The organism is Exiguobacterium sp. LL15, assembly GCF_024436095.1.
Taxonomy (GTDB): Bacteria; Bacillota; Bacilli; order Exiguobacteriales; family Exiguobacteriaceae; genus Exiguobacterium_A; species Exiguobacterium_A indicum.
On record NZ_JANFNX010000001.1, the window covers coordinates 1637778 to 1661428 of the forward strand.

General features: G+C 48.7%; 27 protein-coding genes. 3 read left to right on the forward strand and 24 right to left on the reverse strand.

Going from position 1 to position 23651, the window contains the following annotated elements:
- Position 1: 1 nt before the first annotated feature.
- From NOM72_RS08605 to NOM72_RS08620, 4 genes are all read right to left on the reverse strand, one after another.
- Entirely contained in the window at positions 2-952 is a 951-nt protein-coding gene (locus tag NOM72_RS08605; protein WP_255998824.1) for an ATP-binding cassette domain-containing protein, read from the reverse strand.
- Between the two features lie 80 nt (positions 953-1032).
- Positions 1033-1314 (reverse strand): hypothetical protein, encoded by a 282-nt coding sequence (locus NOM72_RS08610; protein WP_035397985.1) that lies wholly within the window; start codon positions 1312-1314, stop codon positions 1033-1035.
- Positions 1315-1417: 103 nt separating this feature from the next.
- Positions 1418-2215, reverse strand: coding sequence for a transporter substrate-binding domain-containing protein (locus NOM72_RS08615; RefSeq protein WP_255998827.1), 798 nt, complete (start codon positions 2213-2215; stop codon positions 1418-1420).
- Positions 2208-3038, reverse strand: coding sequence for a transporter substrate-binding domain-containing protein (locus NOM72_RS08620; protein WP_035397989.1), 831 nt, complete (start codon positions 3036-3038; stop codon positions 2208-2210). Before NOM72_RS08620 ends, NOM72_RS08615 begins: the two co-directional genes overlap by 8 nt.
- A gap of 264 nt (positions 3039-3302) precedes the next feature.
- On the opposite strand from NOM72_RS08620, the gene NOM72_RS08625 reads away from it, so the two are divergent.
- On the forward strand, positions 3303-3941 hold the full coding sequence (locus NOM72_RS08625; protein WP_255998830.1) for an SDR family oxidoreductase: 639 nt from the start codon (positions 3303-3305) through the stop codon (positions 3939-3941).
- Positions 3942-4091: 150 nt separating this feature from the next.
- Here the strand turns inward: NOM72_RS08625 and NOM72_RS08630 are convergent, their stop codons facing one another.
- From NOM72_RS08630 to NOM72_RS08665, 8 genes are all read right to left on the reverse strand, one after another.
- The gene (locus NOM72_RS08630; RefSeq protein ID WP_255998832.1) at positions 4092-4619 is read right to left on the reverse strand and encodes a DUF2812 domain-containing protein; all 528 of its coding nucleotides are present in this window, start codon (positions 4617-4619) and stop codon (positions 4092-4094) included.
- A complete protein-coding gene (locus NOM72_RS08635) occupies positions 4609-4941 on the reverse strand; it encodes a PadR family transcriptional regulator (RefSeq protein ID WP_050677029.1) in 333 nt (110 codons plus the stop codon). Before NOM72_RS08635 ends, NOM72_RS08630 begins: the two co-directional genes overlap by 11 nt.
- Before the next feature lie 135 nt (positions 4942-5076).
- Positions 5077-6735 carry an FAD-dependent oxidoreductase gene (locus tag NOM72_RS08640; RefSeq protein WP_255998835.1) on the reverse strand — a complete coding sequence of 553 codons (1659 nt, stop codon included), beginning with the start codon at positions 6733-6735 and terminating at the stop codon, positions 5077-5079.
- A 20-nt stretch (positions 6736-6755) separates the two neighbouring features.
- Positions 6756-8060, reverse strand: coding sequence for an arsenic transporter (locus NOM72_RS08645; protein ID WP_255998836.1), 1305 nt, complete (start codon positions 8058-8060; stop codon positions 6756-6758).
- Between the two features lie 132 nt (positions 8061-8192).
- Positions 8193-8507, reverse strand: coding sequence for an ArsR/SmtB family transcription factor (locus NOM72_RS08650; protein WP_029341347.1), 315 nt, complete (start codon positions 8505-8507; stop codon positions 8193-8195).
- A 183-nt stretch (positions 8508-8690) separates the two neighbouring features.
- The gene (locus NOM72_RS08655; RefSeq protein ID WP_255998838.1) at positions 8691-9701 is read right to left on the reverse strand and encodes an ABC-2 transporter permease; all 1011 of its coding nucleotides are present in this window, start codon (positions 9699-9701) and stop codon (positions 8691-8693) included.
- 68 nt (positions 9702-9769) lie between these two features.
- Complete coding sequence (locus tag NOM72_RS08660; RefSeq protein WP_050677025.1) at positions 9770-10192, reverse strand: MarR family winged helix-turn-helix transcriptional regulator; 423 nt, start codon at positions 10190-10192, stop codon at positions 9770-9772.
- Between the two features lie 75 nt (positions 10193-10267).
- On the reverse strand, positions 10268-11002 hold the full coding sequence (locus NOM72_RS08665) for a nuclease-related domain-containing protein (RefSeq protein ID WP_214857267.1): 735 nt from the start codon (positions 11000-11002) through the stop codon (positions 10268-10270).
- Between the two features lie 130 nt (positions 11003-11132).
- Here NOM72_RS08665 and NOM72_RS08670 point away from each other — a divergent pair, with 130 nt between their 5' ends.
- Positions 11133-11438 (forward strand): hypothetical protein, encoded by a 306-nt coding sequence (locus NOM72_RS08670; protein ID WP_035398001.1) that lies wholly within the window; start codon positions 11133-11135, stop codon positions 11436-11438.
- Positions 11439-11481: 43 nt separating this feature from the next.
- Here NOM72_RS08670 and NOM72_RS08675 read toward each other — a convergent pair whose 3' ends face one another.
- The 4 genes from NOM72_RS08675 to NOM72_RS08690 are packed head-to-tail and all read right to left on the reverse strand — an operon-like array spanning position 11482 to position 13652.
- The gene (locus NOM72_RS08675; protein ID WP_255998841.1) at positions 11482-11856 is read right to left on the reverse strand and encodes a cupin domain-containing protein; all 375 of its coding nucleotides are present in this window, start codon (positions 11854-11856) and stop codon (positions 11482-11484) included.
- A gap of 15 nt (positions 11857-11871) precedes the next feature.
- Positions 11872-12618 (reverse strand): SDR family oxidoreductase, encoded by a 747-nt coding sequence (locus NOM72_RS08680; protein WP_255998842.1) that lies wholly within the window; start codon positions 12616-12618, stop codon positions 11872-11874.
- 25 nt (positions 12619-12643) lie between these two features.
- Positions 12644-13036, reverse strand: coding sequence for a cyclophilin-like fold protein (locus NOM72_RS08685; RefSeq protein WP_223041657.1), 393 nt, complete (start codon positions 13034-13036; stop codon positions 12644-12646).
- 49 nt (positions 13037-13085) lie between these two features.
- Positions 13086-13652 (reverse strand): DapH/DapD/GlmU-related protein, encoded by a 567-nt coding sequence (locus tag NOM72_RS08690; protein WP_255998845.1) that lies wholly within the window; start codon positions 13650-13652, stop codon positions 13086-13088.
- 114 nt (positions 13653-13766) lie between these two features.
- Between NOM72_RS08690 and NOM72_RS08695 the strand changes: the two genes are divergently transcribed.
- Complete coding sequence (locus NOM72_RS08695; RefSeq protein ID WP_255998848.1) at positions 13767-14645, forward strand: LysR family transcriptional regulator; 879 nt, start codon at positions 13767-13769, stop codon at positions 14643-14645.
- A 40-nt stretch (positions 14646-14685) separates the two neighbouring features.
- Here the strand turns inward: NOM72_RS08695 and NOM72_RS08700 are convergent, their stop codons facing one another.
- The 8 genes from NOM72_RS08700 to NOM72_RS08735 all read right to left on the reverse strand — a co-directional run bounded on the left by NOM72_RS08700 (position 14686) and on the right by NOM72_RS08735 (position 23649).
- Complete coding sequence (locus NOM72_RS08700) at positions 14686-15231, reverse strand: class I SAM-dependent methyltransferase (protein ID WP_064300141.1); 546 nt, start codon at positions 15229-15231, stop codon at positions 14686-14688.
- A 326-nt stretch (positions 15232-15557) separates the two neighbouring features.
- Complete coding sequence (locus NOM72_RS08705) at positions 15558-16295, reverse strand: Bax inhibitor-1/YccA family protein (RefSeq protein ID WP_255998852.1); 738 nt, start codon at positions 16293-16295, stop codon at positions 15558-15560.
- A gap of 57 nt (positions 16296-16352) precedes the next feature.
- Positions 16353-17144 (reverse strand): AAC(3) family N-acetyltransferase, encoded by a 792-nt coding sequence (locus NOM72_RS08710; protein ID WP_023467863.1) that lies wholly within the window; start codon positions 17142-17144, stop codon positions 16353-16355.
- A 13-nt stretch (positions 17145-17157) separates the two neighbouring features.
- Positions 17158-20163, reverse strand: coding sequence for an AAA family ATPase (locus tag NOM72_RS08715; RefSeq protein WP_255998856.1), 3006 nt, complete (start codon positions 20161-20163; stop codon positions 17158-17160).
- Complete coding sequence (locus NOM72_RS08720; protein ID WP_255998859.1) at positions 20145-21266, reverse strand: exonuclease SbcCD subunit D; 1122 nt, start codon at positions 21264-21266, stop codon at positions 20145-20147. The genes NOM72_RS08715 and NOM72_RS08720 overlap by 19 nt, the downstream gene beginning before the upstream one ends.
- Before the next feature lie 136 nt (positions 21267-21402).
- The gene (locus NOM72_RS08725) at positions 21403-21759 is read right to left on the reverse strand and encodes a hypothetical protein (protein WP_023467859.1); all 357 of its coding nucleotides are present in this window, start codon (positions 21757-21759) and stop codon (positions 21403-21405) included.
- Positions 21760-21880: 121 nt separating this feature from the next.
- Complete coding sequence (locus tag NOM72_RS08730; protein ID WP_255998872.1) at positions 21881-22888, reverse strand: ThiF family adenylyltransferase; 1008 nt, start codon at positions 22886-22888, stop codon at positions 21881-21883.
- Positions 22885-23649, reverse strand: a complete 765-nt coding sequence (locus NOM72_RS08735; protein ID WP_035398021.1) for a thiazole synthase — start codon at positions 23647-23649, stop codon at positions 22885-22887. The genes NOM72_RS08730 and NOM72_RS08735 overlap by 4 nt, the downstream gene beginning before the upstream one ends.
- Positions 23650-23651: the final 2 nt, after the last annotated feature.

Sequence of the window (23651 nt, forward strand, 5' to 3'; positions counted from 1 at the left end):
GTCACGATTCCTCCTTATAAGCTTGTCCGGTTAAACGAATGAAGACATCATCAAGTGACGGTTGTTTGACGACGAGTGACGTCGCAACCATTTTCCGTTCGTCGAGAAAACGGACGACCGCGCGCAGTGTCTCCGTTCCCCGCGAAGGAATGACGAGGCGATCCTTTTCCTGACGACCGGCAAACGTCTCTAAGACGATTCGTTCGTCCTCTTTTTCCGCAAGTGTCAATTCGATCCGCTCTTCCCCGTTTGCTGCCTTCAGCTCAGCTGCCGTCCCTTCCGCAATCAGTTGCCCTTCATTGATGATCGCGATCCGGTCTGCTAGCTGATCGGCTTCTTCCAAGTACTGAGTCGTCAAAAAGATCGTCGTTCCGAACTCTTCATTTAGTCGCCGGACCTCGTTCCAGATTTGCAGACGACTCGCCGGGTCGAGTCCTGTCGTTGGTTCGTCAAGGAACAAAACAGTCGGTTGATGGACGAGCGTCAAAGCCAGGTCAAGCCGACGTTTCATCCCACCGGAGTAAGTGCCAGATCGACGCTTGCCGTCTCGATCGAGTCCGACGAGTCGTAGCAATTCTTCTGCCCGTTTCTTAGCTTCCGTCTGACTTAATCCAAATAATTTTCCCTGTAGAACGAGTAACTCAAGACCGGTCAAATCCTCATCGATGCCGGTATCTTGAAGGGCGACTCCAATTTGCAAGCGAACCTGTTTTTCTTGTTTGACGACATCAAATTCCTGAATCGTCGCCCGACCTCCGGAAATCGGAATCAATGTCGTCAGCATCTGAACAGTCGTCGATTTCCCGGCCCCGTTCGGTCCAAGAAAGGCAAAAATCTCCCCTGCCTGAACGTCGAACGAGATACCTTTGACAACATCCTTCCCATTGTACGTCTTCGTCAAGTTCTCGACATGAATCATCTTCATTCCTTCTTTCTCTGAATTCCAAGTCATGTCCAAGATTTTCCCGTTTTTTCTGATCTCGAATCAAAAAAAAGACACCTGATTCGGTGCCTTGATTCACTCTATAACTATTACGCAACAATCTGATACACACCATACAAGACGCTGGCAGATACCACGAGCGTTGTGACGATCGACACCAGCATCATCGTTAATCCGATTCCTGTTAATCGAACAGTTCGGGCTAACGCGAGACTAAATGACAGCACTGCACCACTTGTAAATATAAGCGCCCCTCCGAATAACAACGTAGGATTGATCCATGCATCTCCGATGACGATCCATCCATAAGTGATACAAACAAAAAGAACGGTCATAATGAGCCATTGTCTCGCTGACAAATTTTTCAACATATTGGTTTCCTCCTAATTTACTTCTACATACTTGTTCGCCCTTTCCCATTAGATTCCTGTTACTAAAAAATCGTGCCTCCTGCTGTCAGGAGACACGATTCACTTATGATGCCACTTGCCATTTCTCTTTTAATTGCTCCATCTCTTCTTGACCTTCGTGCGAGTGCATCCACAGATTGAAGACATCAACGACGTCCCCTTCCGACTCTCGGACGAGGTAGCTCTTCTCCGCCGGAATCCATTTTTCTTGAATTCTTGGTGCCGCAAGTCGTTTGTCGAGTGCTTCATAATGAATCGCCTCGACCGTATCGGTGATCATGACATCGACTTCGCCCGATGCGACCGCGTGCGGGATATCGAGGTTTTGTTCATACATGATGATATTCGCCTTCGTGAACGTCTTACGGACGAACTGTTCATTCGTCCCCCCTGGATTTAGACCAATCGTCACGTCTGGACGATTGATTTGTTCGATCGAAGCAAGCCGTTTAGCATCTTCTTTACGGACGAGCGGTGTCTTTTGGAACGACAGATAACTCGACGTGAAGTCGCCGATGATCTCGCGCTCGATGTTTTTCGTCACACCCCCGACGACCATATCGAATTTCCCGCTAGCAAGATCAGCAGACAGCGTCGGCCATGTCGTCGGAACGAACTCGACATCGATGCCGGTCGTCTTGGCGAATGAACGGATCACTTCGATATCGAACCCTTCGTACTCGTTCGTCTTCCGGTTCAAGTACGTGAATGGTTTGTAATCCCCAGTCGTTCCGACGACGATTTTTTTCGTCGCAAAGACGTTCTTCGCTTGTACACGTCGTGGTTGCTCCGTTTGCCATAGCGTCAGTAAGCTCGCAAATAAGACGCCACCTCCGACGACGATCCATCCCCATTTACTCATGTGCTCCCGCTCCTTTCGCTCCGACCGTCTCACGTGTCGAGACGATGTTCCATTTTTTCTTCAATTTTTGAACTTGTTCTTGCCCCTCTGCACTTTCAATCCAGACCCGGAAAACGTCTCCAAGCTGTTTTTGGTCCGGTTTCATCAAATACGCCATCTCAGCTGGTTCCCATGCCTCTGTCAGTTTCGGCACCGCAAGATCGAGTTCTGTCGCGTAATGCAACGCCTCGATGTCGTCCGTCACCATGACATCGACTTGTCCGCTTTTTACGGCTTTTGGAATATCCAAGTTGTTCTCAAAGACGGTCACATCTGCTTTCGGAAAATGCTTCTTCACGAACGCTTCGTTCGTGCCACCCGGATTGACACCGATTTTGACTCCTGGATCATTGATTGCAGCGAGCGAATTCAAGCGTTCGACATCTTTCTTCTTTACGAGCGGTGCTTTTTGAAAGGAGAAATACGACGATGTAAAGTCTCCGACGACCTCGCGCTCGACTTTCTTCGTGATGCCACCGACAGCGATATCAAACTTTCCTGATTTCGTATCCTCCGATAATGTCGGCCATGTCGTCTTGACGAACGTCACGTCAAGATTTGCTGCTTTTGCGAACGCTTGGATGACATCGATATCAAAGCCTTGATAACGATTCCGTTCCTCGTTCCAGTATGTAAAGGGCTTATAATCTCCCGTCGTTCCGACGACCAGCTTTCGGTCTTCGAAGATGTCATGTGCTTCGGCATCCGTCTGTTGATTCCAGATCATCCAAGCGGCAACCCCTGTCAAAACAAGCCCTGCCAGTAGCCATGGTTTCTTTCTCATCGTATCTCTCCTTTCTGTTTCGTCGTTGCCCATTCACCGAATATTGCTACAATTTAACCCAAATGATTTTCGGTGTGGGTAATAGTCATTATCCTACCACACTTACACGTGATTTCAAGATAATTTGATGATTTTATGCATAAAAGCGTTAAAAAGATATTTTGATGACGGTTACAGTTCTACAAGTCGTCTCTCTTTACAGAATCCCCCCGTCTTTTCCATACTGAAACAGAATCATCAAATCGTGAAATGGAGGAATGGAACATGAGTCAGATTTTCATCATTGGTGCAAATGGTAAAGTAGGTCGTCACGCTGCTCGCTTACTGCAGGATTCGGAGCACGATGTCAAAGTAGGATTACGTTCCAAGGACCAGTTCAGTGATTTTGAGAAATTAGGTCATACCCCGGTCCATCTCGATCTTGAAGCGGACGTCGCGACGATCACTGATGCATTACAAGGATCAGATGTCGTCATCTTTACGGCAGGATCCGGCGGTCACACGGGTGCGGACAAGACGATGCTGATCGACTTCGACGGTGCCGTCAAATCGATCGAAGCAGCGGAAGCAATCCATGCAAAACAGTTCATCATGGTCAGTGCCTTGAATGCCGATTCGCCGGAAACATGGTCCGACAGCATGAAACCGTATTACATTGCAAAACGCTACGCGGATCGTGTCCTGAAGGAATCGTCACTCAACTACACGATTCTTCGTCCAGGCGGACTATCGGATGAAGCTGGCACAGGAAACATCACTACGGATCCGTCCGAACAAGCAACTAAAAAAATTCCGCGCGAGGATGTCGCACGCGTCATTCTAGCTGCAATCGGTCACGACAAGGCGTCGAAGCAAGTCGTCACACTACTCGAAGGTGACACACCGATCAACGAGTTATTTTAATACAAAAGCTCACGTCTCCATTTCCGAGACGTGAGCTTTTTTTGATGAAATCACTCATTGGTGAAGTTGCAGATACATCGTTCACATCGTTTCAGCAATCGTCGAGAATGAGAGCACGTAATGTTTCCTCGCTAGCTCGGATTCCGATGTTTAATCCTGCTCCGCGATGGCACGCAATCCACGTAATGTTTGAATTTTACGTTCGTGGCGTTGCATTACGAATGAGAGACCCGTCACGATCGCGAGATTGAACCAAATCATCGTGTCGGTAATCGGATTAAACAAATTAATAAGCACTGCAATGATGTTCACGAAAAAAACGACTTTATAGAGTTGCAAAATCCGGTGTTCGTGATGGATCTGTGAATCAAAGTCCGAATACATATGAAACGGTTCATCCGAGGTCCGTTTTCTTAAGAAGACCCAGCGGAACGATGTATCCACGACTTCGATGTCCATCTCTTCCAAAAACGCAAAGTAGTCCTGCGACTTCGGATGCTTTGGCATGTTTTCTAATAACTCGATTCGATACGTGTACATACCAGGTTCACCTTTGATGAATACATAACGTCCGAGTCGAAACTGCTGTAAGTACCAGCCGTTGTTTGCCATCTCGTTTAACCACACTTCTTCTTTTGCATAATCAGCGTAAAAGCGATAGACCGTTTTACTGCTCACCTTGATCCACTCCCATCGTTTCTTGTCCATGTCGCACGAGTTCTTTTAGTCGATCTAGCTCTACCTGTAATCTCTCCCGCCCCTGATTCGTCATGATGTATTCTTTCTTTCGCCCTGCTTCTTGCTCGATCGCTTCAATCCACCCTTTATCGACCAGACTGCTGAGTGCGCCGTACAACGTACCAGCAGCTAACTTGACACGATCATTGCTCAACTCTTGGACGAATTGCATGATGCCATAACCATGACGGGGTTGTTGAAGTGACAGTAAAATATAATAGACAGCTTCTGTTAATGCTGTCTCTTGAACCGTTCGTGCCATTTTCCCACTTCCTTATTACGTCTTCCGTTATATCGTCTTCCGATATACTAAAAATATCCTATTTTTAACGATTTGGCAACAAAAAAACGTGATGATTCCTAAATGAATAGGATCATCACGCTAGATTGTTCGATTTTATGACAAGCATTTTTTGATATGTTGATAGTTCTTGTTGCCGCCTGATAAGTTGCATACATCCGTAAATCCAAGGTTTTTCAAGACATTTTGCGCAGCATTCCCCGTCACCCCTTTGTTGCAGTAGACGATCGTTGGTAACGTCGGATCCAGTTCCTTCGCGCGTGTCCGCAGTTCACCAAGCGGGATATGAATCGCTCCATCAACATGATTTTTTTCGAATTGTGCTTTTGAGCGTGTATCGATGATTTGGAACGACTTCCCGCTCGCGACTTGGTCGATCAATTCATTCGGCGTCATCAAGCGCGCTGTTTTTTTGATGGCATTATCGAGTGCCATTCCCGTATAGAGAACGGGATCCTTCGTCGTCGCGAATGGTGGTGCGTAGGCTAAATCGAGATGGAATAAATCCTCTGCCTTTGCTTTAAAGGTGATTGCCGTCGCCAGGACATCAATCCGTTTATCGACACCTTGCGGACCTACGATTTGGGCTCCGAGAACTCGCCCTGTTGCCCGATCGGCAATCGCTTTGATCGTCATCTCTTTCCCGCCCATGTATTCCGGACGATCTGGTTTGATGTTATGCAAGACTTCGATGTCATAGCCTGACTCACGCGCTTCTTTTTCCGTCAAACCTGTTTGAGCGACCGTCAAATCGAATGCCTTGAAGATACCTGTTCCTAAGATCCCACGGTGCTCCGCTTCTTCTCCAGTAATGACCATGCCGGCAATCCGTCCCATCTTGTTCGCTGTTGACCCAAGCGGACGATAAAGTGCTTCACCCGTGATGACGGAGAAACTCTCCGCGACGTCACCGACTGCGTAAACTTCAGCTACATTCGTCTGCATGTGACGGTTGACTGCAATCGCCCCTGTTTTACCAAGCTCTACACCGATCTGCTTCGCAAGACCCGTGTTCGGCTTGACGCCAACCGATAAAATGACGAGATCGGTCTCGATCGTTTTTCCACTCTCAAGCGCGACCTCAGAAACACGTTCTTCTCCGTTGAACGCTGTCACGGATTCGCCAAGCAAGAGCGATACCCCTTTATCTTTCAAATGATCCGCTACGCGTTCTGCCATATCGCGATCAAGTGGCGGCATGACTTGCGGCAAGCGTTCGACGAGCGTGACTTGAATACCGCGATACGTCAATTGCTCTGCCATCTCGAGTCCGATGAATCCTCCGCCGACGATCGTTGCCGTCTTCGGATCATGGGCGTCGATGTAGGACCGAATCGCGTCGGCATTGCGGACATTTCGAACCGTAAAGACATTCTCATGCTCAACGCCTGGAAGCGGTGGAACGATACTAGAAGCACCGGTTGCCAGCACTAACGTATCATACGTGTCCGTGAAACGATCCCCTGTCAGGAGATTGACGATCGTCGCCGTTTTTGTCGCATGATCGATCGACTCGACTTCGTGTTGTGTGTGAATATCGATGTTATACCGTTTTTTAAAGAAAGCGGCATCGCGTGGTGTCAATTCATCGATATCAGCGATCTCCCCACCGACGAAGTAGGGAATCCCACAACCTGAGTAAGAGATGTCCTGATCCCGATCATAAATCGTGATTTGCAACTCTTCACTGTTACGACGTGCTTTTGCTCCAACGGACGTTCCCGCAGCAACTGAACCAATAATCATCAATTTCATCTCTCGTTCCTCCTTGAAAATCAATAAAGTATCAAGCTGATATACAAGCCAAGCAATGTGATCGCGAGTGTCGGGATCGTTAGAATCGCTCCAATCTTAACGTATTGTCCCCAACCAATCTTTACACCCTTCGTTCGAAGCACGTGTAACCAAAGTAACGTCGCTAAACTACCAATCGGCGTGATCTTCGGTCCAAGATCGGATCCGATGACGTTCGCATAGATGAGCGCTTCTCGCATCGTTCCAGTCGCCTGACTCAAGTCGATTGCAAGGGCATCGATCATGACGGTCGGCATGTTATTCATGATCGACGACAAGATAGCAGCCAAAAAGCCCATACCAAATGTTGCAGCTGCTAAATTCGTCGCAAAGCCATCAATGATGTCAGCGAGAACTTGTGTCAATCCTGCATTTTGAAGTCCGTAGACGACGATGTACATTCCAAGTGAGAAGAAGACGATCGCCCACGGTGCACCACCGATGACCTTTTTCGTCGGTACGCTCGGTGAACGACGTGCCATCAATAAGAAGAACAAGGCGATGATTCCAGCGACAAGACTGACTGGAATGCCGATGACGTCACTCGTAAAGTATCCGACGACAAGCAAGATGAGTACGAACCAAGATAACTTGAACATCCGTTGATCCTTGATCGCTGTCGCGGGTGCGACGAGTTGCGCGACATCGTAATTCTTTGGGATACTCTTTCGGAAATAGAGATACAAGACAATCAGACTGCCTACGACAGAAAAGAGATTGACGAATACCATCCGTGACGCATACTCCGTAAACCCGATGTTAAAGAAGTCTGCTGAGACGATGTTGACGAGGTTCGAGACGACGAACGGTAAACTGGCTGTATCAGCAATGAATCCGGAAGCGAAGACGTAGGCTAACACGACATAATCCGGAAGTTTCAAGTGACGAACCATCGCGAGGACGATCGGTGTCAGGATCAATGCTGCCCCATCGTTCGCGAATAAAGCCGCAACGACAGCACCAAGTAATGTCATATACACGAATAGTTTGACACCACCACCTCGCGCGATGCGTGCCATGTGGAGTGCCGCCCATTCGAAGAATCCGATCTCATCAAGAATCAATGAGATGATGATCAGGGAGATGAACGTAAAGGTGGCATTCCATATGATGCCCCAGACAGTCGAAACATCATCGAGATTGACGACTCCCGTCAATAGCGCAACGAGTGCCATCCCCATCGCTGAATAACCGATGCCGAGTCCTTTCGGTTGTTTAATGATTAAGAATAAGGTGATTAGAAAAATTCCGATCGCTAGTAAATGTGTACCGGTCAATGCGTTCACTTCATTTCTGTATTAAATTTCGAGTGGCTTTGTTAACGATTCGCCAATCTTGAACGTGTCATCAAGAATGGAATATCGTCTCGATTCCAATGCCTTGCTCGTGCTAATCCATTTCATCCACGGTGTGTGTCCTTAGCAACTTCTGTCCGGGATGTCCGGAGTGTCCATTTCTTCTAAAATCGTCAATAACAACTTGTGTTGCGGGTGATCTGGATTGATTCGAAAATAAATCCATTGTCGTTCACGTCGTTCCAAGATGAGATGGGACTGACGCAATAATTTTAGATGACGACTGACTGCAGGTTGCGAAATATCAAACATTTCGACGAAATCACAGACACAATGTTCCCGAACGTGTAGTCTTCGCAAAATTTCAAGACGTGTTCCATCGCTCAGTAGCTTTAAGAACTGACTCATCTCTTCTACCCGTTTTGCTGTCTCGATCACTGGAGAGTCCTCCTTTCTCTTAAACGTATAATCCATACCTGATACAGGAGCGAATTTATCTTTTTCGCTTTTCACATAACCATATTATTATATAACGTTTTTGTTATGCAATGATTTTTTCATAAATCGATCTCAAATAAAAAAAATCGCCATCTCATTCGATGACGATTCTTCTTATATTCTTCATGCAACAACACGTTGTGCTTGTCGTTGCTCCCTCCAACTCAGCACTAAGCACGTTATGATAAAACTACCGAAACAAAGCAGGGATAAATGCAACACTTGCGTACCGATGGATCCATTCATGAATAACAATCGACTGAATCCAGCCACGGCATTCGGAACAGGTAAGAACGTTCCGAGGGATTGATAAAACGGTGCCAGCATCTTCGCCGGCACGATGTTTCCGGCAGTCATCAACTGGAACGGAATCAACGCAACATTGACGAGTGGAGCAATCGGTCCAAATATCGCAAAGTTCATCTGCGTGACGGCGACACAGGTCGCGACGACGAGGAGCTCGAACGCCCACAGTTTGATGAATGGTGTCGTGATGTCCGTTAATACATGTGCCATGGAAACGAGCAGTAATGGAACGACCAAAAGAACGATCCCGTGCAACAGTTGGCGACTCCAAAATAGCGACCAGATCGAATGACGCTTACTTAAGATCGTACTGACAAGATTGAATTGAATCCCCATCGTCATCGTCGCGATATAGATGACGAACCCGAGGACGAGTGGCAGCATCGACAAGGCAAAATCCGAGACGGCATGCTCCGTGACGATCGATGTCGTAAACGTTGGCTCACCATTCAACTGTTTGCCGATCGTTTCCGTTGCCCGCTCGAGAATCGCATTCGCGAATTCGGCATTCGTCTGGCTGACGTGTGCCGTCAGTTGACGCGTTACATCATCCTTTTGTAGAACGAGATCGACTTCATTGGCATCGAGTGCTTCCAATCCTTTCACTTCGGTCGAAAGTGCTTGGACCGTGAACGGTGCTTCCTTTAGTGATTTGACGAACGGGTCATTCACTTCGCCAACGACACCGACGTTCAATTGATCGAGCCGTTCCGTCGTTCCTTCGTAACCGGTCATCCAAACGACGAGGAACAAGAGCGGGACGACGATTGCGAAGACGAGCCCCACTTTCGTTTGTGTCATTGACCAGACATCTTTCCATGCTTTCATATTACAATCTCCTTTTACATGCATTACTTATAATATCACGTGCAACTATATGTCCGAAGGAAAACCATTCACGTCACATTCCGGTGAATGGTCTCAAGTGTTTCTTTTAATTGCTCGATTTGCTCTCGCGATAGTCCACGGAACGCTTCGAGTTGTAGTTGATCGAGCTCTGGCCCGAGGCGATCGACAATGTCGCGTCCTTCTCGTGTCATCAAGAGCAGAACCGCTCGTCGGTCCCGGGGGTCCGGCGTCCGAACGATTAGTTCTTTTTTACCGAGCTTATCCAGAATCTTACCGATCGTCGTTTGATCACGTTCTGTCACGAATGCCAGCTGCTTTTGCGAAACACCATCTTGTTTAGCGAGTTCGCTCAGGACAGAAAACTGCTCCGGTGTCAGACCGAACGCTTCCATCCGTTTAGCAGCAGCACGTTTGAACGCATAATAACTACGGGATAATTGCATTCCAAGCGACCATTCCGATTCTTTCATCCCATCATCTCCATATAGTTGCACTACTTATTATTTATCCACTATACCTGAAGAAGAACGAGTCCGTCAACGGTCTCATTTTGCCTGGCGTTGGCGAATCCCTTCGATATGCGCTTGTTGCGTGGCACGATCGACTTGTGAATGAACCCCGAGTTTCCCTGCAATCGTATCAACTTGACTCGGTGTCAATGGTTTTCCTGTCGCGAGTTGCTCGATCGTCTTGCGAAGGACATTTCGTTTCAAGACACGGACATGCGCTGAATCGACGGTGATTTTTTTCAGTTCACAGCGTTCGCTGAAAACGATCAAGGAGTGAAAGAGCGCGGGATCCGTTCCTTCTAAGAAGCGTTGCATGCTTTTGAGATGCCCTTCATTTTGTTTGATCGGATTATAGAACCGTTGCTTGAAGCGATTCTGGAACTGCTGCGTCCACTGACGGTCCTGCTCGCGTCCGAAAATCCACCCGCTGTAGTTTTTCGATTCGAGTACATAGATGCCACTTTCATGAATGAACGTCACATCGATCTCCGTCGTTCCTTCTCCACGCGCACGTGGTAAGTATGTATTAAAGACATAAGTGCCGTATCCGGAAACTTGATCGAGTTGACGTGTCGTCAAGTATTCGCCCCATTTCCCTTTATCACGAACGATCCGTAAAAACGGTTCGCGCGTTAAACGATAATAACGACTACTGTGATACGAACTGCGTTTTACGAAGAAAAACAGACCAAACGTTCCGAAGAAGAACAGTACCATGATCAGTCCGATTTGAATCAAGAGCGGTAAAAATGTCACTAACACATTATCCACTAGATTTATCTCCTTTCCATATTAACCCTTTATTTTCCACTATATCAGCATAATCAATTTCTGCATCATTTTCCACTATTTGTTATGGAGACTGTCCTATGGTACGGTGAAACAAAGGAAGGTGTTCACTATGGATTCTGTCGTCACGTTCGCACCACTGATCGTCTTATTCTTCATCTGGATGTCCTTATCACAAAAAGCGGACGAAGCGAAACGCCGCCAACAAACGATTCTGAAGAAGCTACAACGGATCGAGGAGCACCTCGGTCTGAATGAGGTGTCACTAGAAGAAGCAGCGTTACAAGTCGAATTAGTTCAGTTGCTTCATGAAGGAAAGACGGTTGAAGCTGTCAAACGCGTTCGAGAGACACTCGGATCGTCTTTGCTCGAGGCAAAACAATACGTCGATCAACTGAAAAGCGAGCACGGACTATGATCAAAAAGACCATCTGACAGCGAAGTTCAGATGGTCTTTCTATTCATTCCGTTACTTCATATTGTTCGTCTGAAACTGCCTCGAGCCAGAGTGGTGTCCCAGCAGTGATCGCAATGTGCGAAAACCAGGAAGACCGTGTTGCCCCGTGCCAATGCTTCACACCATCATGCGTGACGACGACATCTCCTGCTTTCAAATGTCGAGCGGGTTGCCCTTCTTCTTGATACCATCCTTCCCCTTCCGTGACGAGGAGAATTTGATATCCTCCATCATGGATGTGCCAATGGTTCCGCGTCTTCGGCTCGAACGTCACATGTGATACGGAAACGGGTAATGATTCGTCGACAAGTGGTGCTAAATAACTGATACCTGTGAATACCTCTTGATACGCTTCGTTCTTTTCGCCTCGTGGAAACATTAATACTCCTCCTTTTTACCACGGTTGAGTCGTTGGACCGACCGTAAATTCGCTCACGTTCGTATCCTCTGGTTGATCAATCGCAAAGGCGACGATCCGCGCGATACTCTCTGGTGAGATACCGTATTGGTCATATAGTGCCGTCATTCCTTCCAGGGACTCTCCGTGTGAGATCGTCTCGAGCAATTCGGTATGAATCGCTGCCGGATAAATCGTCGCTGTGCGGATATTCGTTCCTTCTTGCGCCGACTCCATCCGTAAGACTTCCATTAAGTTACGTACTGCCCATTTCGTTGCGCCATATACGGCTCCACCCGGATACGCCTTAAGACCTGCTACGGATGAGGTCGTCAGAATATGCCCCGCACGTTGGGAGGTAAATGTCGGCATGACAGCCGCAATCCCGTTCAAGACACCTTTGAGATTGACTTCAATCATTTGATTCCACTCGTCTACTTGTAAAGCAGATAGTGGAGAACTCGGCATCAGCCCCGCGTTAAGGAATATCGCATCAATTCGACCATACGCCGTCAATGCTGCTTCGATGAGTCGTTGATTATCCTCCAGTTTCACGACGTCTGTCTCTTGGTATATTGCTTCCCCACCGTCCGCTTGAATCGAATCGACGAGTTTCGCCAGTCGATCATTGCGCCGTGATCCTAAGACTAGCCTTGCCCCCTGCTTTGCAAGTAAGCGTGCTGTTGCTTCTCCAATACCTGAACTTGCTCCTGTGATGATAATGACTTTTCCTTGAATGGCCATGATGATGACTTCCTCTCTTGTTTTCTTATTGTTTCGTGCTCATTTGAACACGTACTGTATCAGCCGATAATAGTTCGGATAATCGATTCGGTTCGACCCAACCAATTCGCGTGTATTTTATATCCGTTTGAAACGACTCATAAAACAGGACGAGACAATCTGATCCATACAGCATGAGATCTCCCGCTTGCACCGTTCCGACATTCTTTGGATTCGTCGGTAACGAGAATTGCACGTAATGATACTTTTCATTCCCATTCAACTCTTTCATCTGCATCGCCAGCGGCAGTCTTTTTTGCAAGGCCATCGCTGTCTCATTGTCCGCAAAACGAATCGGCACGGTTGTTCCATCGATTTGAAGCAAGACGGATTTCAACTCCTTTTGTTCTAAATCACTCGATCGTGACGATTCTTTCATGTCGGTGCATCCACTCAATAGAAAAAATGCAAGTAGACAACCGTACCATCTACTCATCCGACATCTCAACCATTCGAATGATTCTCGCCGGAGTACCTGCGACGATCGTACGGGGCGGGACATCACGTGTCACTGTTGCGTTCGCTGCGACGATTGCATCCTCACCAATCGTCACGCCAGGCAAAATCGTCGCCCCAGCGCCAATCCAAGCATTACGACCGACATGAATCGGTGCTGTCTCAACGCCGCCTCTTTTCGTCGGTGCTTCCGGATGGTTGACAGTCAGCAACCGTGCGAATGGACCAATCAAGACATGATCGTCTAACCGAATCGACCCAAGATCCGTGAACATGACACCTCGATTGAGGAAAACGTGCTTGCCGATGGATAGATGCCGTCCGAAATCCGTAAATAGAGGCGTTAAGACTCTAACAGACGAATCGATGTCTTGCCCTGTGATCACGGCAAGTGCCTGTCTTCTCTCTTCCTGTGAGACCGCTTGATTCAATCGCTGTATTTCCGGTTCAATTTCATCTTGAATGGCATGAATGCGCTCAAGGACCGGATCCGTTGGAAGAATCGTATATTCTTTCACATAAGTTTGTAGTTCAGTCATCGTATATTCTCCTTTCTTTTGATTGCTTGGTCTCATCTTACGGCTGACAACCATTCATGTCTAATGCTAATCTTAAGTAATAAACCATACGTTTTTCGCATGGATAGAGGTGAAATGATGGAATTACAACAACTACGTTATTTTTTAGCTTTAGTTGAAGAAAAAAACATTACGAAAGCGGCACGGATTCTTCGATTGTCGCAACCGGCATTATCGCGTCAGTTGCAACAGCTAGAAGAAACGATTGGGGTCGAATTGTTTGAACGGTCGAAACAAGGGTTGCGTTTAACAGAAAAGGGACGATTCTTTGAAGAGCGCGCACGCGAGATGGTTACACTAGCAGATAAGGTATTGGTCGATTTGAATACAAAAGAAGTATTGACAGGTGAAATTCATATCGGTGGTGGCGAAACCCAACAATTGACGACAGTATTGCAAGCGTTTAGAGACTTACACGCCATTCATCCTGATGTAACGATTCGTATGTATAGTGGCAATGGAAATGATGTACTCGACCGGCTCGAAAAGGGATTGCTCGATTTTGGACTTGTCATTGCTCCGTTCGATCTATCCACATTTCATTCCTTACCGTTACCCGGTCAGGACCGTTGGGGGATCTTAACACGTCGTGATGCCTCGATCGCACAGTCTAAAACGATTTCGCGGGAGCAGCTCCTCTCCCTTCCCTTGCTCCTATCCGAGCAGACACAGCTCGACACGTATTTCCATGAACAGAGTGGTTTAACGCTTGAGGATTGTCAGATCATCGGAACATATAATTTGTTGTTCAATGCGTCCTTACTTGTACGTCAAGGGGTGGGTCACGCTCTAGCAATCGATGGCATCATCGATACGACCGCTTCCGATCTAATCTTTCTTCCCCTCGATCCTCCCGTCGTCTCGGACGTCCATTTGATTTGGAAAAAAGAGGCGACTTTATCGCCCAGTGCGCGCGTGTTACTGCGAACAATCAAGGAAGGATTTCATTCATAAGAAAACGGTGAGCACCTATTTGGGCGCTCACCGTTATTTGTCATTTCGATTTGATTGCATCAAGAATCAACGAAGGAAATCTCATCTGTTCTGCATTCCGGGGATCATATCGCTTCGAACGGAAAATGACACCGTCTGCGCCATCCCAGTCCGCTTGATGGAAGATTCCATCCTGATCGAAATATTCGAGAAGACGCACCTGAAATCCAGCCTCTTTAAATACTTGTCGTAATGTTTCGTGCGTATAAACGATTTTGTGACTCGCCGCTGGATGGTCATTTGGACCGGGTCCACCGACTTGAACAATCGATTGGTATGCGTCATCCCGAAAATAACCGTCCGGCACAGCACAACGGACGTATCCCCCTGGTGCAAGGTATGTATAACAATGACGTGCCGCGTCAATTCCTTCTTCGAACGTCAAGTGCTCCCAGACATGTTCCGCAAGAATCGCTTGCAACGTGTCGTTCGAACACAATCGTTCCCAATCGGACCGATTGAGTAGATTCAGCTCATCTTCCTGTGTATGATACCAACCGGGATTGTTGTGGTACGGTCCTGCTCCAATGACGATACGTTCTTTCATATGGGATCCTCCTTCTCGTTTCACCACTCTTTTATTTCTCATTTCACATAATCATCCCTGCTTGCGACAAAAAACGAGGCTGACTCAACAAAAAGAATGACGCGTCTTTTCACGCCCTTTCCTCAGGCGAGACACAAGCCAGTTTTCCTGCCTTATTCAAGCAGGAAAGCGGGTCTTGATTGTCTCTGACAGCGCATAAATGCGCTTTTTCCTGTAGGAGTTGCGTGAAACGCGTCATTCTTTTTATTACGAGATAGGGGTGGCAGATCATCATTCTGCCACCCCTATCTTTGTAGAGACTGACTTTTGAGTCAGCTCCGTTGCTGTTAATCCCGCGCCGCGAGTCGATATAAGAGATCGAGTAATTCGATATAGAGCCAGATGATCGTCACAATCAATCCGAATGCTGCAACCCACTCCATCGATTTTGGAGCACCCGCACGAACTTGTTGCGAGATAAAATCGAAGTCCATCACGAGTGACAGGGATGCCACGATGACGATGACGAATTGAATACCAATCGCAAGCGGTGAGCTACCTGTCATGAATGGGAGATCGACACCGAATAACGAGAGAATCAAGTTGACTGCGTACAAGACGAAGATCGAAAGAATCGCTGCTGTGACCGCAGAACGGAAACGTTGCGTCACTTTAATCATCCCCGTCGAGTAGACGAACCACATCGCAAACGCGACGACGAAAGTCGCAAGAACCGCTTTCCCGACGATACCTGGGTACATGCTTTCAAAGACGAGCGACAATGCTCCGACGGCGACACCTTCTGCCAACGCATAGATCGGTGAAAGGACCGGTGCTGTTGCTGGTTTGAATGTGATGATCAAGGCAAGGATCAGACCGATGACGAATCCACCGATTAATGCCGGGAATAGGAACGCTTGGTTTTCTGCGAGGAAGAACCAACTTCCCCCTGCTGCTGCCGTGACGAGAGCGAGCATCAAGAAAATCTTGCTCATCGTCCCGCTTTTTGTCATTGGTCGTTCTCCGACACGTGCCGTATCGAATCCGCGACGCAATGCCGGGTTTACTTTAAAACGTGAAGCCATTGCTTTCACTCCTTTTTATGATTCTGTTTTCTACTACGAAGGTTTCCCGAAAAAGTTTCAAAATAACCATTGATCAAGCGCTTTTAATTGCAACATGACGACTGGGATCGAGGCTTTGGCATCGATGCGGTAAGATTTCGCTTGTCCGATCAAACCGGACGTGACGAAATCGGCACTTTCTAACCCTTCACCGATCGGACCGAACGCATCACTATCGATTTGGCGATGTCGGTAATGAATGAATCGTTCCGTCGTTCCTTCTTTGACTTTACAACCATCCTCGACGTCCGGACGATTTAACCCGTATTCTGCATAATGCCAAACGGTCGTCGTATCCCAAGGAGAACCAATATGCAGAATTTGACCGTCTGCCTCGATGAAGCGTTCGATCGGTGAACCGGGACCGAAGCCATTTTCTAATGTATGATCAGCAACGAATGTCGCCGCATCTTTCCCCCAGGCAGTCACGGACCACATCGGATGATCGCTTCGAACGACGCCGGGATATGTCCGGAAAACTTCCGGAACACGACCGATGCCGCGTGTGACCGTTTTTGCCGGATCATATGCCGGCATTTCCCGGCGAATCGTTTCCCACCATTCTTCCGGCACAGCCGGTTGACTCCAGTTCTTCGGATCCGAATTATCGGTACTTTGCGCCGGCATCATGATCAACCCTTCCGTCGTGACGACTTCCTGTAAGGCCTCGATCAACGCTTGTACGCCGCCGGGAATCCAGCCGATTTGTTTGAGAGACGAATGGACGAACAATTTCATACCGGGCGTCACACCTAATTCGTGTAACGCCTCTTTGATTTGTGTTTTCGTGACCATATTTCGTGTTTCCATCGATCTTATCTCCTTACTCGACGACTAGTGCAATCGTCGACCCCGTTTTTCCTTGTTTGACCTCGATTTTTGCGTCAACTCGTGACTTCAGTTCCTGGACGTGACTGATGATCCCGACCATGCGACCGCTCGCTTGAATCGAGAGCAACGTCTCGATTGCTTGTTCAAGTGATTCTGGATCAAGTGTTCCGAATCCTTCATCGATGAACATCGTCTCAAGTGACACGCCACCGCTCGCTTCTTGAACGACTTCCGACAACCCGAGCGCAAGGGCAAGGGATGCTTTAAAGCTTTCGCCACCGGATAACGTCTTGACATGCCGTGTTTGCGACGTGTACGCGTCAAAGACATTTAAATCAAGCCCGTATTTCTTAAGCCCTTTTCCCGCCTCCGTTTTCCGTTCAAGCTGGAAACGCCCGGAGGTCATCTCGTGCAGATGCCGGTTTGCGGCGAACAATATTTCATCAAAGTATGCCGTCTGGACGTACGTCTCAAACGTCATCCGTTGCGCATTCTCCCCGACACCAACGCGAGCGAGTTCGCCGATGATGCCGTATCTCGCATCCTCGTCCTCAATCTGGCGTTGCAAGCTTTCCCAGGCCGCCATCAATTGATCGATATGTGCGCGTTCCTTCTCGAGCCCGACTCGTCGGTCGGTCTGCTCCGTCAGTTCGAGCGACGACGTCTTCACATCCATCCGCAACTGTTCGAGATCCGGACGCACTTGACCTTCTGTCTTCAAACGGGCTTGTTCCTGCTTCAGCTTCAATTCCTGCCGCGCTAGACGATCTTGTTCCAAACGTTCTTGGAGGTGACGGAGTTCGTCACGAGACCGTCTCGCATCGCGGAAGGCTTCAATCGTCGGAAACGCTTCTTCTGCCAAGACTGCGTGTAATTTGTTTTCGCGTTTCGTTAATCGGTCGCTTTGTTCAGCAGATGCCTCAGTCAATTGACGGAATCGACCTTGGTGTTCCGCGAAGTCTCGATCGAGCTGTTCCTTCTCGTGTAGCTGTTGCTGTTTGTCTTGCTTGAACTGCTCGATACGTGTTTCTGCCTGTTGTTGTTCCTCACGTAGTGCTGGTAGCGATTTCGTGGACTCTCCTGATTGACTTAGGCGACCAGACAAGTGTGCCATTTCCGATTCGATGACGGTCCGGTCTTTGATCATTGCATCGATTTTCAGTTGTAGCTGATCCATGGATTGCTCGAGTTGTTGCAGGCGAGTCTCAAGACGCGCTTTTTCCGTCTGTGCTGACGCTAATCGGGCTTCCGTCTGTTCGACTTCCCGAAGCTGTGCTGAAACATCTGCATGAGATGACTCGTTTTCACTCGTCTTTTGAATCTCGGTCGTCAGTTGTCCGAGACGTTCGGCAACCGTTCGGTACGAGGCTTGTAACTCTTGATGCGCTTGTTGGGCTTCTAGGAACCGCTGTTGCGCTACATCGACGGATAGTTCCTTTACGACGGCGACAGCATGCTGTGGATGCGACGTACTGCCGCAGACTGGGCAAGCCGTCCCGTCTGTCAATCCTTTGGCAAGTTCAGCAGCCAGTTGTTCCCGTTCGTATCTACGCGCTTCTTCGTATTGGCGCGCTGCTGCCTCTTTTTGGTCCCGAACGCTTGTGCCGCGGACAATCAGCTGTTGCCGTTCTGCTTCCAATTTGTCATGTTCCGCCATCTTCGTCGCCAGCTGTTGCAGGATGAAGCGCCGTTCTTGCACCTTTAAGCGCTCTGCTCCGATGTTTTGCAATGGATGCAGTTGTTCTTGAACTGTCTTACGCTCCGTCCGTGCTTGTTCGAGTTGCTTCCGTAATGGCTCTGGGTCCAGAAGCTTCGAACGTTCGATTAGTTGTTGCTGTTGTTGTCGTAAAGCCGTTTCTGCTTCCAACCGTTCGCGTTCTTCTTGAATCTTTTCGAGGCGACGACTGAGTTGCTCGATCTGTGGTTCCTCCGCTAGCAATCGATCCACTTTTGCTTGCACGACCTCTTGTTGCTCTTTCAAGCGAGCGATGTGCTGTTCAGTTTCCTGTTTTCGATGCGTGAGTTGCGTCAATTGTTCTTGATCCTGTTGCCACTGGTCATAGATCGGTGCGACGATTTGAGCGCGTTCAGCTGCCATTGCTTCTTCTTGCATCTGTTTGATTTCCGGTAAGCGGTCCACTAGCAACTGTTCCGTCTGTTGAAGTCGCTCCTGCTCTTGGAAAACCGCTTCGAGTTGCTCGCCTTGTTGCAATTGTGTCGTTTTCTTCTCGACGATCGCACGGGTCTCTATTTCAGCTTGACGAGCAGCCGTTAACCATTCGTCCCGTTCCGTCGTCAATGCCTCCATCCGTAACCGGATGTCGCCTTCCGTCAACTCACTCCAGTTCGCTTGCAAAGGTAGTTCCTCAAGCTTGGCCCATTGTTTCGTCTTCGTTTCCTTGATGCGTGCCGCAAGATCGAGCGCTTGTCGGTGCAAACGTTGCTGGAACTCACCGTAGTGTTCCGTCTTAAACAGCTGTTTGAGAATCTGGAGTTTGTCTTTTGACTCTGCCATCAACAGTTCGCGGAACTTATTTTGCGGCAACAGGAGAATTTGCGAAAACTGTTTATGGTCGAGCTGAATCAGCTCTTGAACCCGTTGCTTGATTTCTGGAATTTTGACCGCGAGCGGTTTCCACGTCGTTCCGTCGAACCGAGCGAGCTCGGCTTCATGCGAGTAGCCGGTTTTATTGACCGGATGCGGTTGACTCGGTTGGCGGATGATCCGGTACCGTTCCCCTTTCAGCGTAAACTCCAGTTCAACTTCCGTCTTTTGCTCGGGCACGGCAAAATGACTTCGCAGTTCGCTCATTTCCCGTTCGCCGCCTGACGTTTCGCCATACAGGGCGAACGTCAATGCGTCAAAGATCGTCGTTTTTCCTGCTCCGGTATTCCCGGAAATGACGAACATCGTCCGTCCGGCAAGTGCCGTGAAATCAATCGTCTCTTCACCAGCAAACGGTCCAAAGGCGCGTAATGTCAGTCGTTCTGGGCGCATGTCGCTTCCTCCTTCAGGACGGCTTGCATCGCTTCCGTCGGTTTCTTCTCACGGACCGCTTCATAAAACTCACTGAACAGGTCCGCAACGGACGCATCCTTGACTTGTTCCCGCGACGCCTTGACTGCCCGCGTACTCTCGCGGACGAATCCGATTCGCTCGAGGTGCAGGATGTTCGGATAGATTTTCTTCAGCTTGCCCATCGGATCCATCAAGGCTTCACCATCTGTTAGATTGATTTTTAAGTAATCGTCCGTGTCTTGTGTCGCGACGAATGCCGGGTCTGTCAGTTCAGTGAGACTTCCAGTCAGTTCTCGTAAATCACGTTTTGGTGCAAGTGGTTCGAACCGACGATCGAACGTACCCGCATCGTTCAACGTCAACACATCGACTCCTTTGACATGGTGGGCTTCCGAGAATGAATATTTCAAGAGCGATCCGCTGTAGCGAACCGTCTCGGATTGAATCGCAAGCGGATTGTGCAAATGACCGAGTGCCGTATACGTAAACGGTGCAAACTGACTCGCACTGACCTGTCCTGCTGTTCCGACGGACAATTGCCGCTCCGAATCCGTCTCGAGTCCACCGATCACAAAGGCATGACCGACGAGGACACTCGGTCCGTCCGGACTACACCCGGCAAGGATCGTCCGCATCGCATCATCATGTGTCTTGATCGTTTCGTCCTTGTACACGTACCGAACGGTCGCAGGATCGGCAAATGGCACTGGATAGAACGACACTCCTTTAATCGTGACCGGAGTAATGACCGGCGTTAGTTTTCCGACGAGATGCAGACCGGCCCGTTGGAGTAACGTTGTTCCGAAACTTAACCGTTCAGCCGAATCGTGATTTCCGCTGATCGCAACGACCGGGATGTCTCTATCGAGAATCAAGGCAGCGAGCGTCTCGTCAAGCAGTTCGACGGCTTCCGTTGGTGGTACAGCGCGGTCGTACAAGTCACCTGCAATGACGATCGCATCCGGTTGTTCGCGGTCGACGAGTGTCAAAAAATCCGCTAAGACCGCCCGCTGGTTCTCGAGCATCGACTCGCCATGAACGATTTTGCCGAGATGCCAATCGGCAGTATGTATCCATTTCATCTTCATCACACTCACTTTTTGAATATAGTAGCTTAAGTGTAGCATGCAAGCGTTCGTTCTGCGACGAACATCCGTTTGGAACACAAAAAGCAGAAGGCGATTGCCTCCTGCTTTTTGTGTTCGAACAACGAACGTTTTATTTCGTCCGTTGTTTTCTAAAGCGTTGAACGGAACGAATCACAGAAACCGATCCGCCGATGATCGCACCGACGCCGACTACGATGCCTGTTTTAAATTTTTTGCCCGATTGTTCTGATTTATGCGTTGCTTGATTGTGTTCAAAAAGTTGTTGGAGGGGCGACGACGTCTCGACTTCGAGAATTTTCGATGCATCCTGATGCACGTCTTCTCTACGTTCGACACTACAAGGTGACAGATAGAATGGGTTCAAGTTTGTCCGGTACCGATCCGGATTCCAGTTGGCTTGCTGAACAACTGCTTGGGCGTCTTCCGTCTGTGCTTGATCCTTGATTGGATCGAATTCTTGTTTCATCTGAATCACTCCTCTTCACGTTCAAAACTTGTAGACCGATTTATGTCTGAAGTCTTATTTACCTGTTTTTCAAACATTTAAAACATATATATTTAAAATTAGTTTTACTGTTTTATGAACGTTAGCCGAAATAGGCATGATAGAGCCGTTTCGCTTTGACGAGATCCGCCTCGCCATGAATCAGAACACGTCCATCTCGGAAAGCGACCATCCGATGTTCGTCCGTCGTAAACGCCAGCAAATATGGATTATGGGCGGAAATCGCAGCGACCGGCTGGAGACGTTGTTTCAACTGTTCCAGATCCCGCTGTCCGTCTCCGCGGATTTGAACGGCATCCCGACCGCACAGTGCCGTGAAACGAACCGTTTGATCCGATAAGTAAGGGTAGGACGGATCGATGCCGCACGACGGGCACTCCGTTTGCTTCAGTGACTGGACGTTAATTTGTTGAAACGTATTCGACCAGACATCAAACGCAAGCAAGCGCGTCCGCATGGTGTCCGTTTTTCCGCTCAACCACTTCAACGCTTCCGTCACCTGCAAGGAAGCGACCATCTGTACAGCTGGTCCGATGATTCCCGCTGTATCACACGTCTCCTGATCTCGCGGTAATTGATCGAGCAGACAATGCAGACACGGCGTCTCCCCGGGACGGACGGTAAACGTGATTCCATAACTGCCGACGCATCCACCATAAATCCACGGAATCGAACGCATCGACGCCATGTCGTTCATCAGCAAACGAATATCGAAATTGTCCGTCGCGTCGATGATCAGATCGATATCATCGAGAAGCCACGTCAGCGCTGCCCGGTCGACGTCTACTACATGCGCTTCGATCGTAACCGTCGAATTAATCGCTTCAAGCCGTGCTTTTGCGGCAATCGCTTTTGGTACGATGTGACGCGCATCTTCCTCGGTATAAAGCTGTTGTCGTTGTAGATTACTCCACTCGACATAGTCGCGGTCGACGATTCGGACGACACCGACACCGGCGCGGACGAGTTGCTCTGCCGACGCCGTTCCGAGCGCTCCCATGCCGATGATCAGTACCTTTGCTGCTGCTAAGCGTGCTTGTCCCGCTTCCCCGATCGGTTGAAATCGAGTTTGCCGTGAGTAACGGTTCATCGAATCAATCCACTCGTTGGACTACTCGCGACCGCATACTGTTTTTTCTCGATTCGTCCCGCTTCGTATCCGAAGCGCCCTGCTTCGACAGCTAGTCGCATGGCGTGCGCCATCTTGACCGGATCTTTCGCATGGGCGACAGCGGAGTTTAATAAGACACCGTCCGCACCGAGTTCCATCGCATAGGCGACGTCGGTCGGCGAGCCGATCCCGGCGTCGACGATGACCGGGACCGTCGTCTGCTCGATGATGAATCGTAGATGAAGTGGGTTGAGAATGCCTTGCCCGGAACCGATTGGTGATGCAGCCGGCATGATGGCGTGACAACCGAGTTCCTCGAGTCGCCGTGCAAGGACGACATCGTCTGACGTATACGGTAAGACGATGAAGCCTTCTTTGAGTAATTCTTCAGAAGCCCGTAACGTCTCGATCGGATCAGGTAGTAACGTCTTATCGCAACCAATCACTTCGACCTTGACCATGTCACACATACCGGATGCCCGCGCAAGCTTCGCTAACCGAACAGCTTCCTCCGCCGTCTTCGCACCAGCCGTGTTTGGAAGTAGATCGTACTTCGCTAAATCAAGCGACTCCAAGAAATTCGCTTGTTGTTTGTCGAAGATATCGAGCCGACGGACGGCAAATGTCAAAATTTGTGAAGCAGACGCATCGATTGCTTTCTGCTGTACCGTAGCATCCGTATATTTCCCTGTTCCGAGCAATAACCGTGATTCAAATGTCTTTTCTCCAATTTTCAGCATGT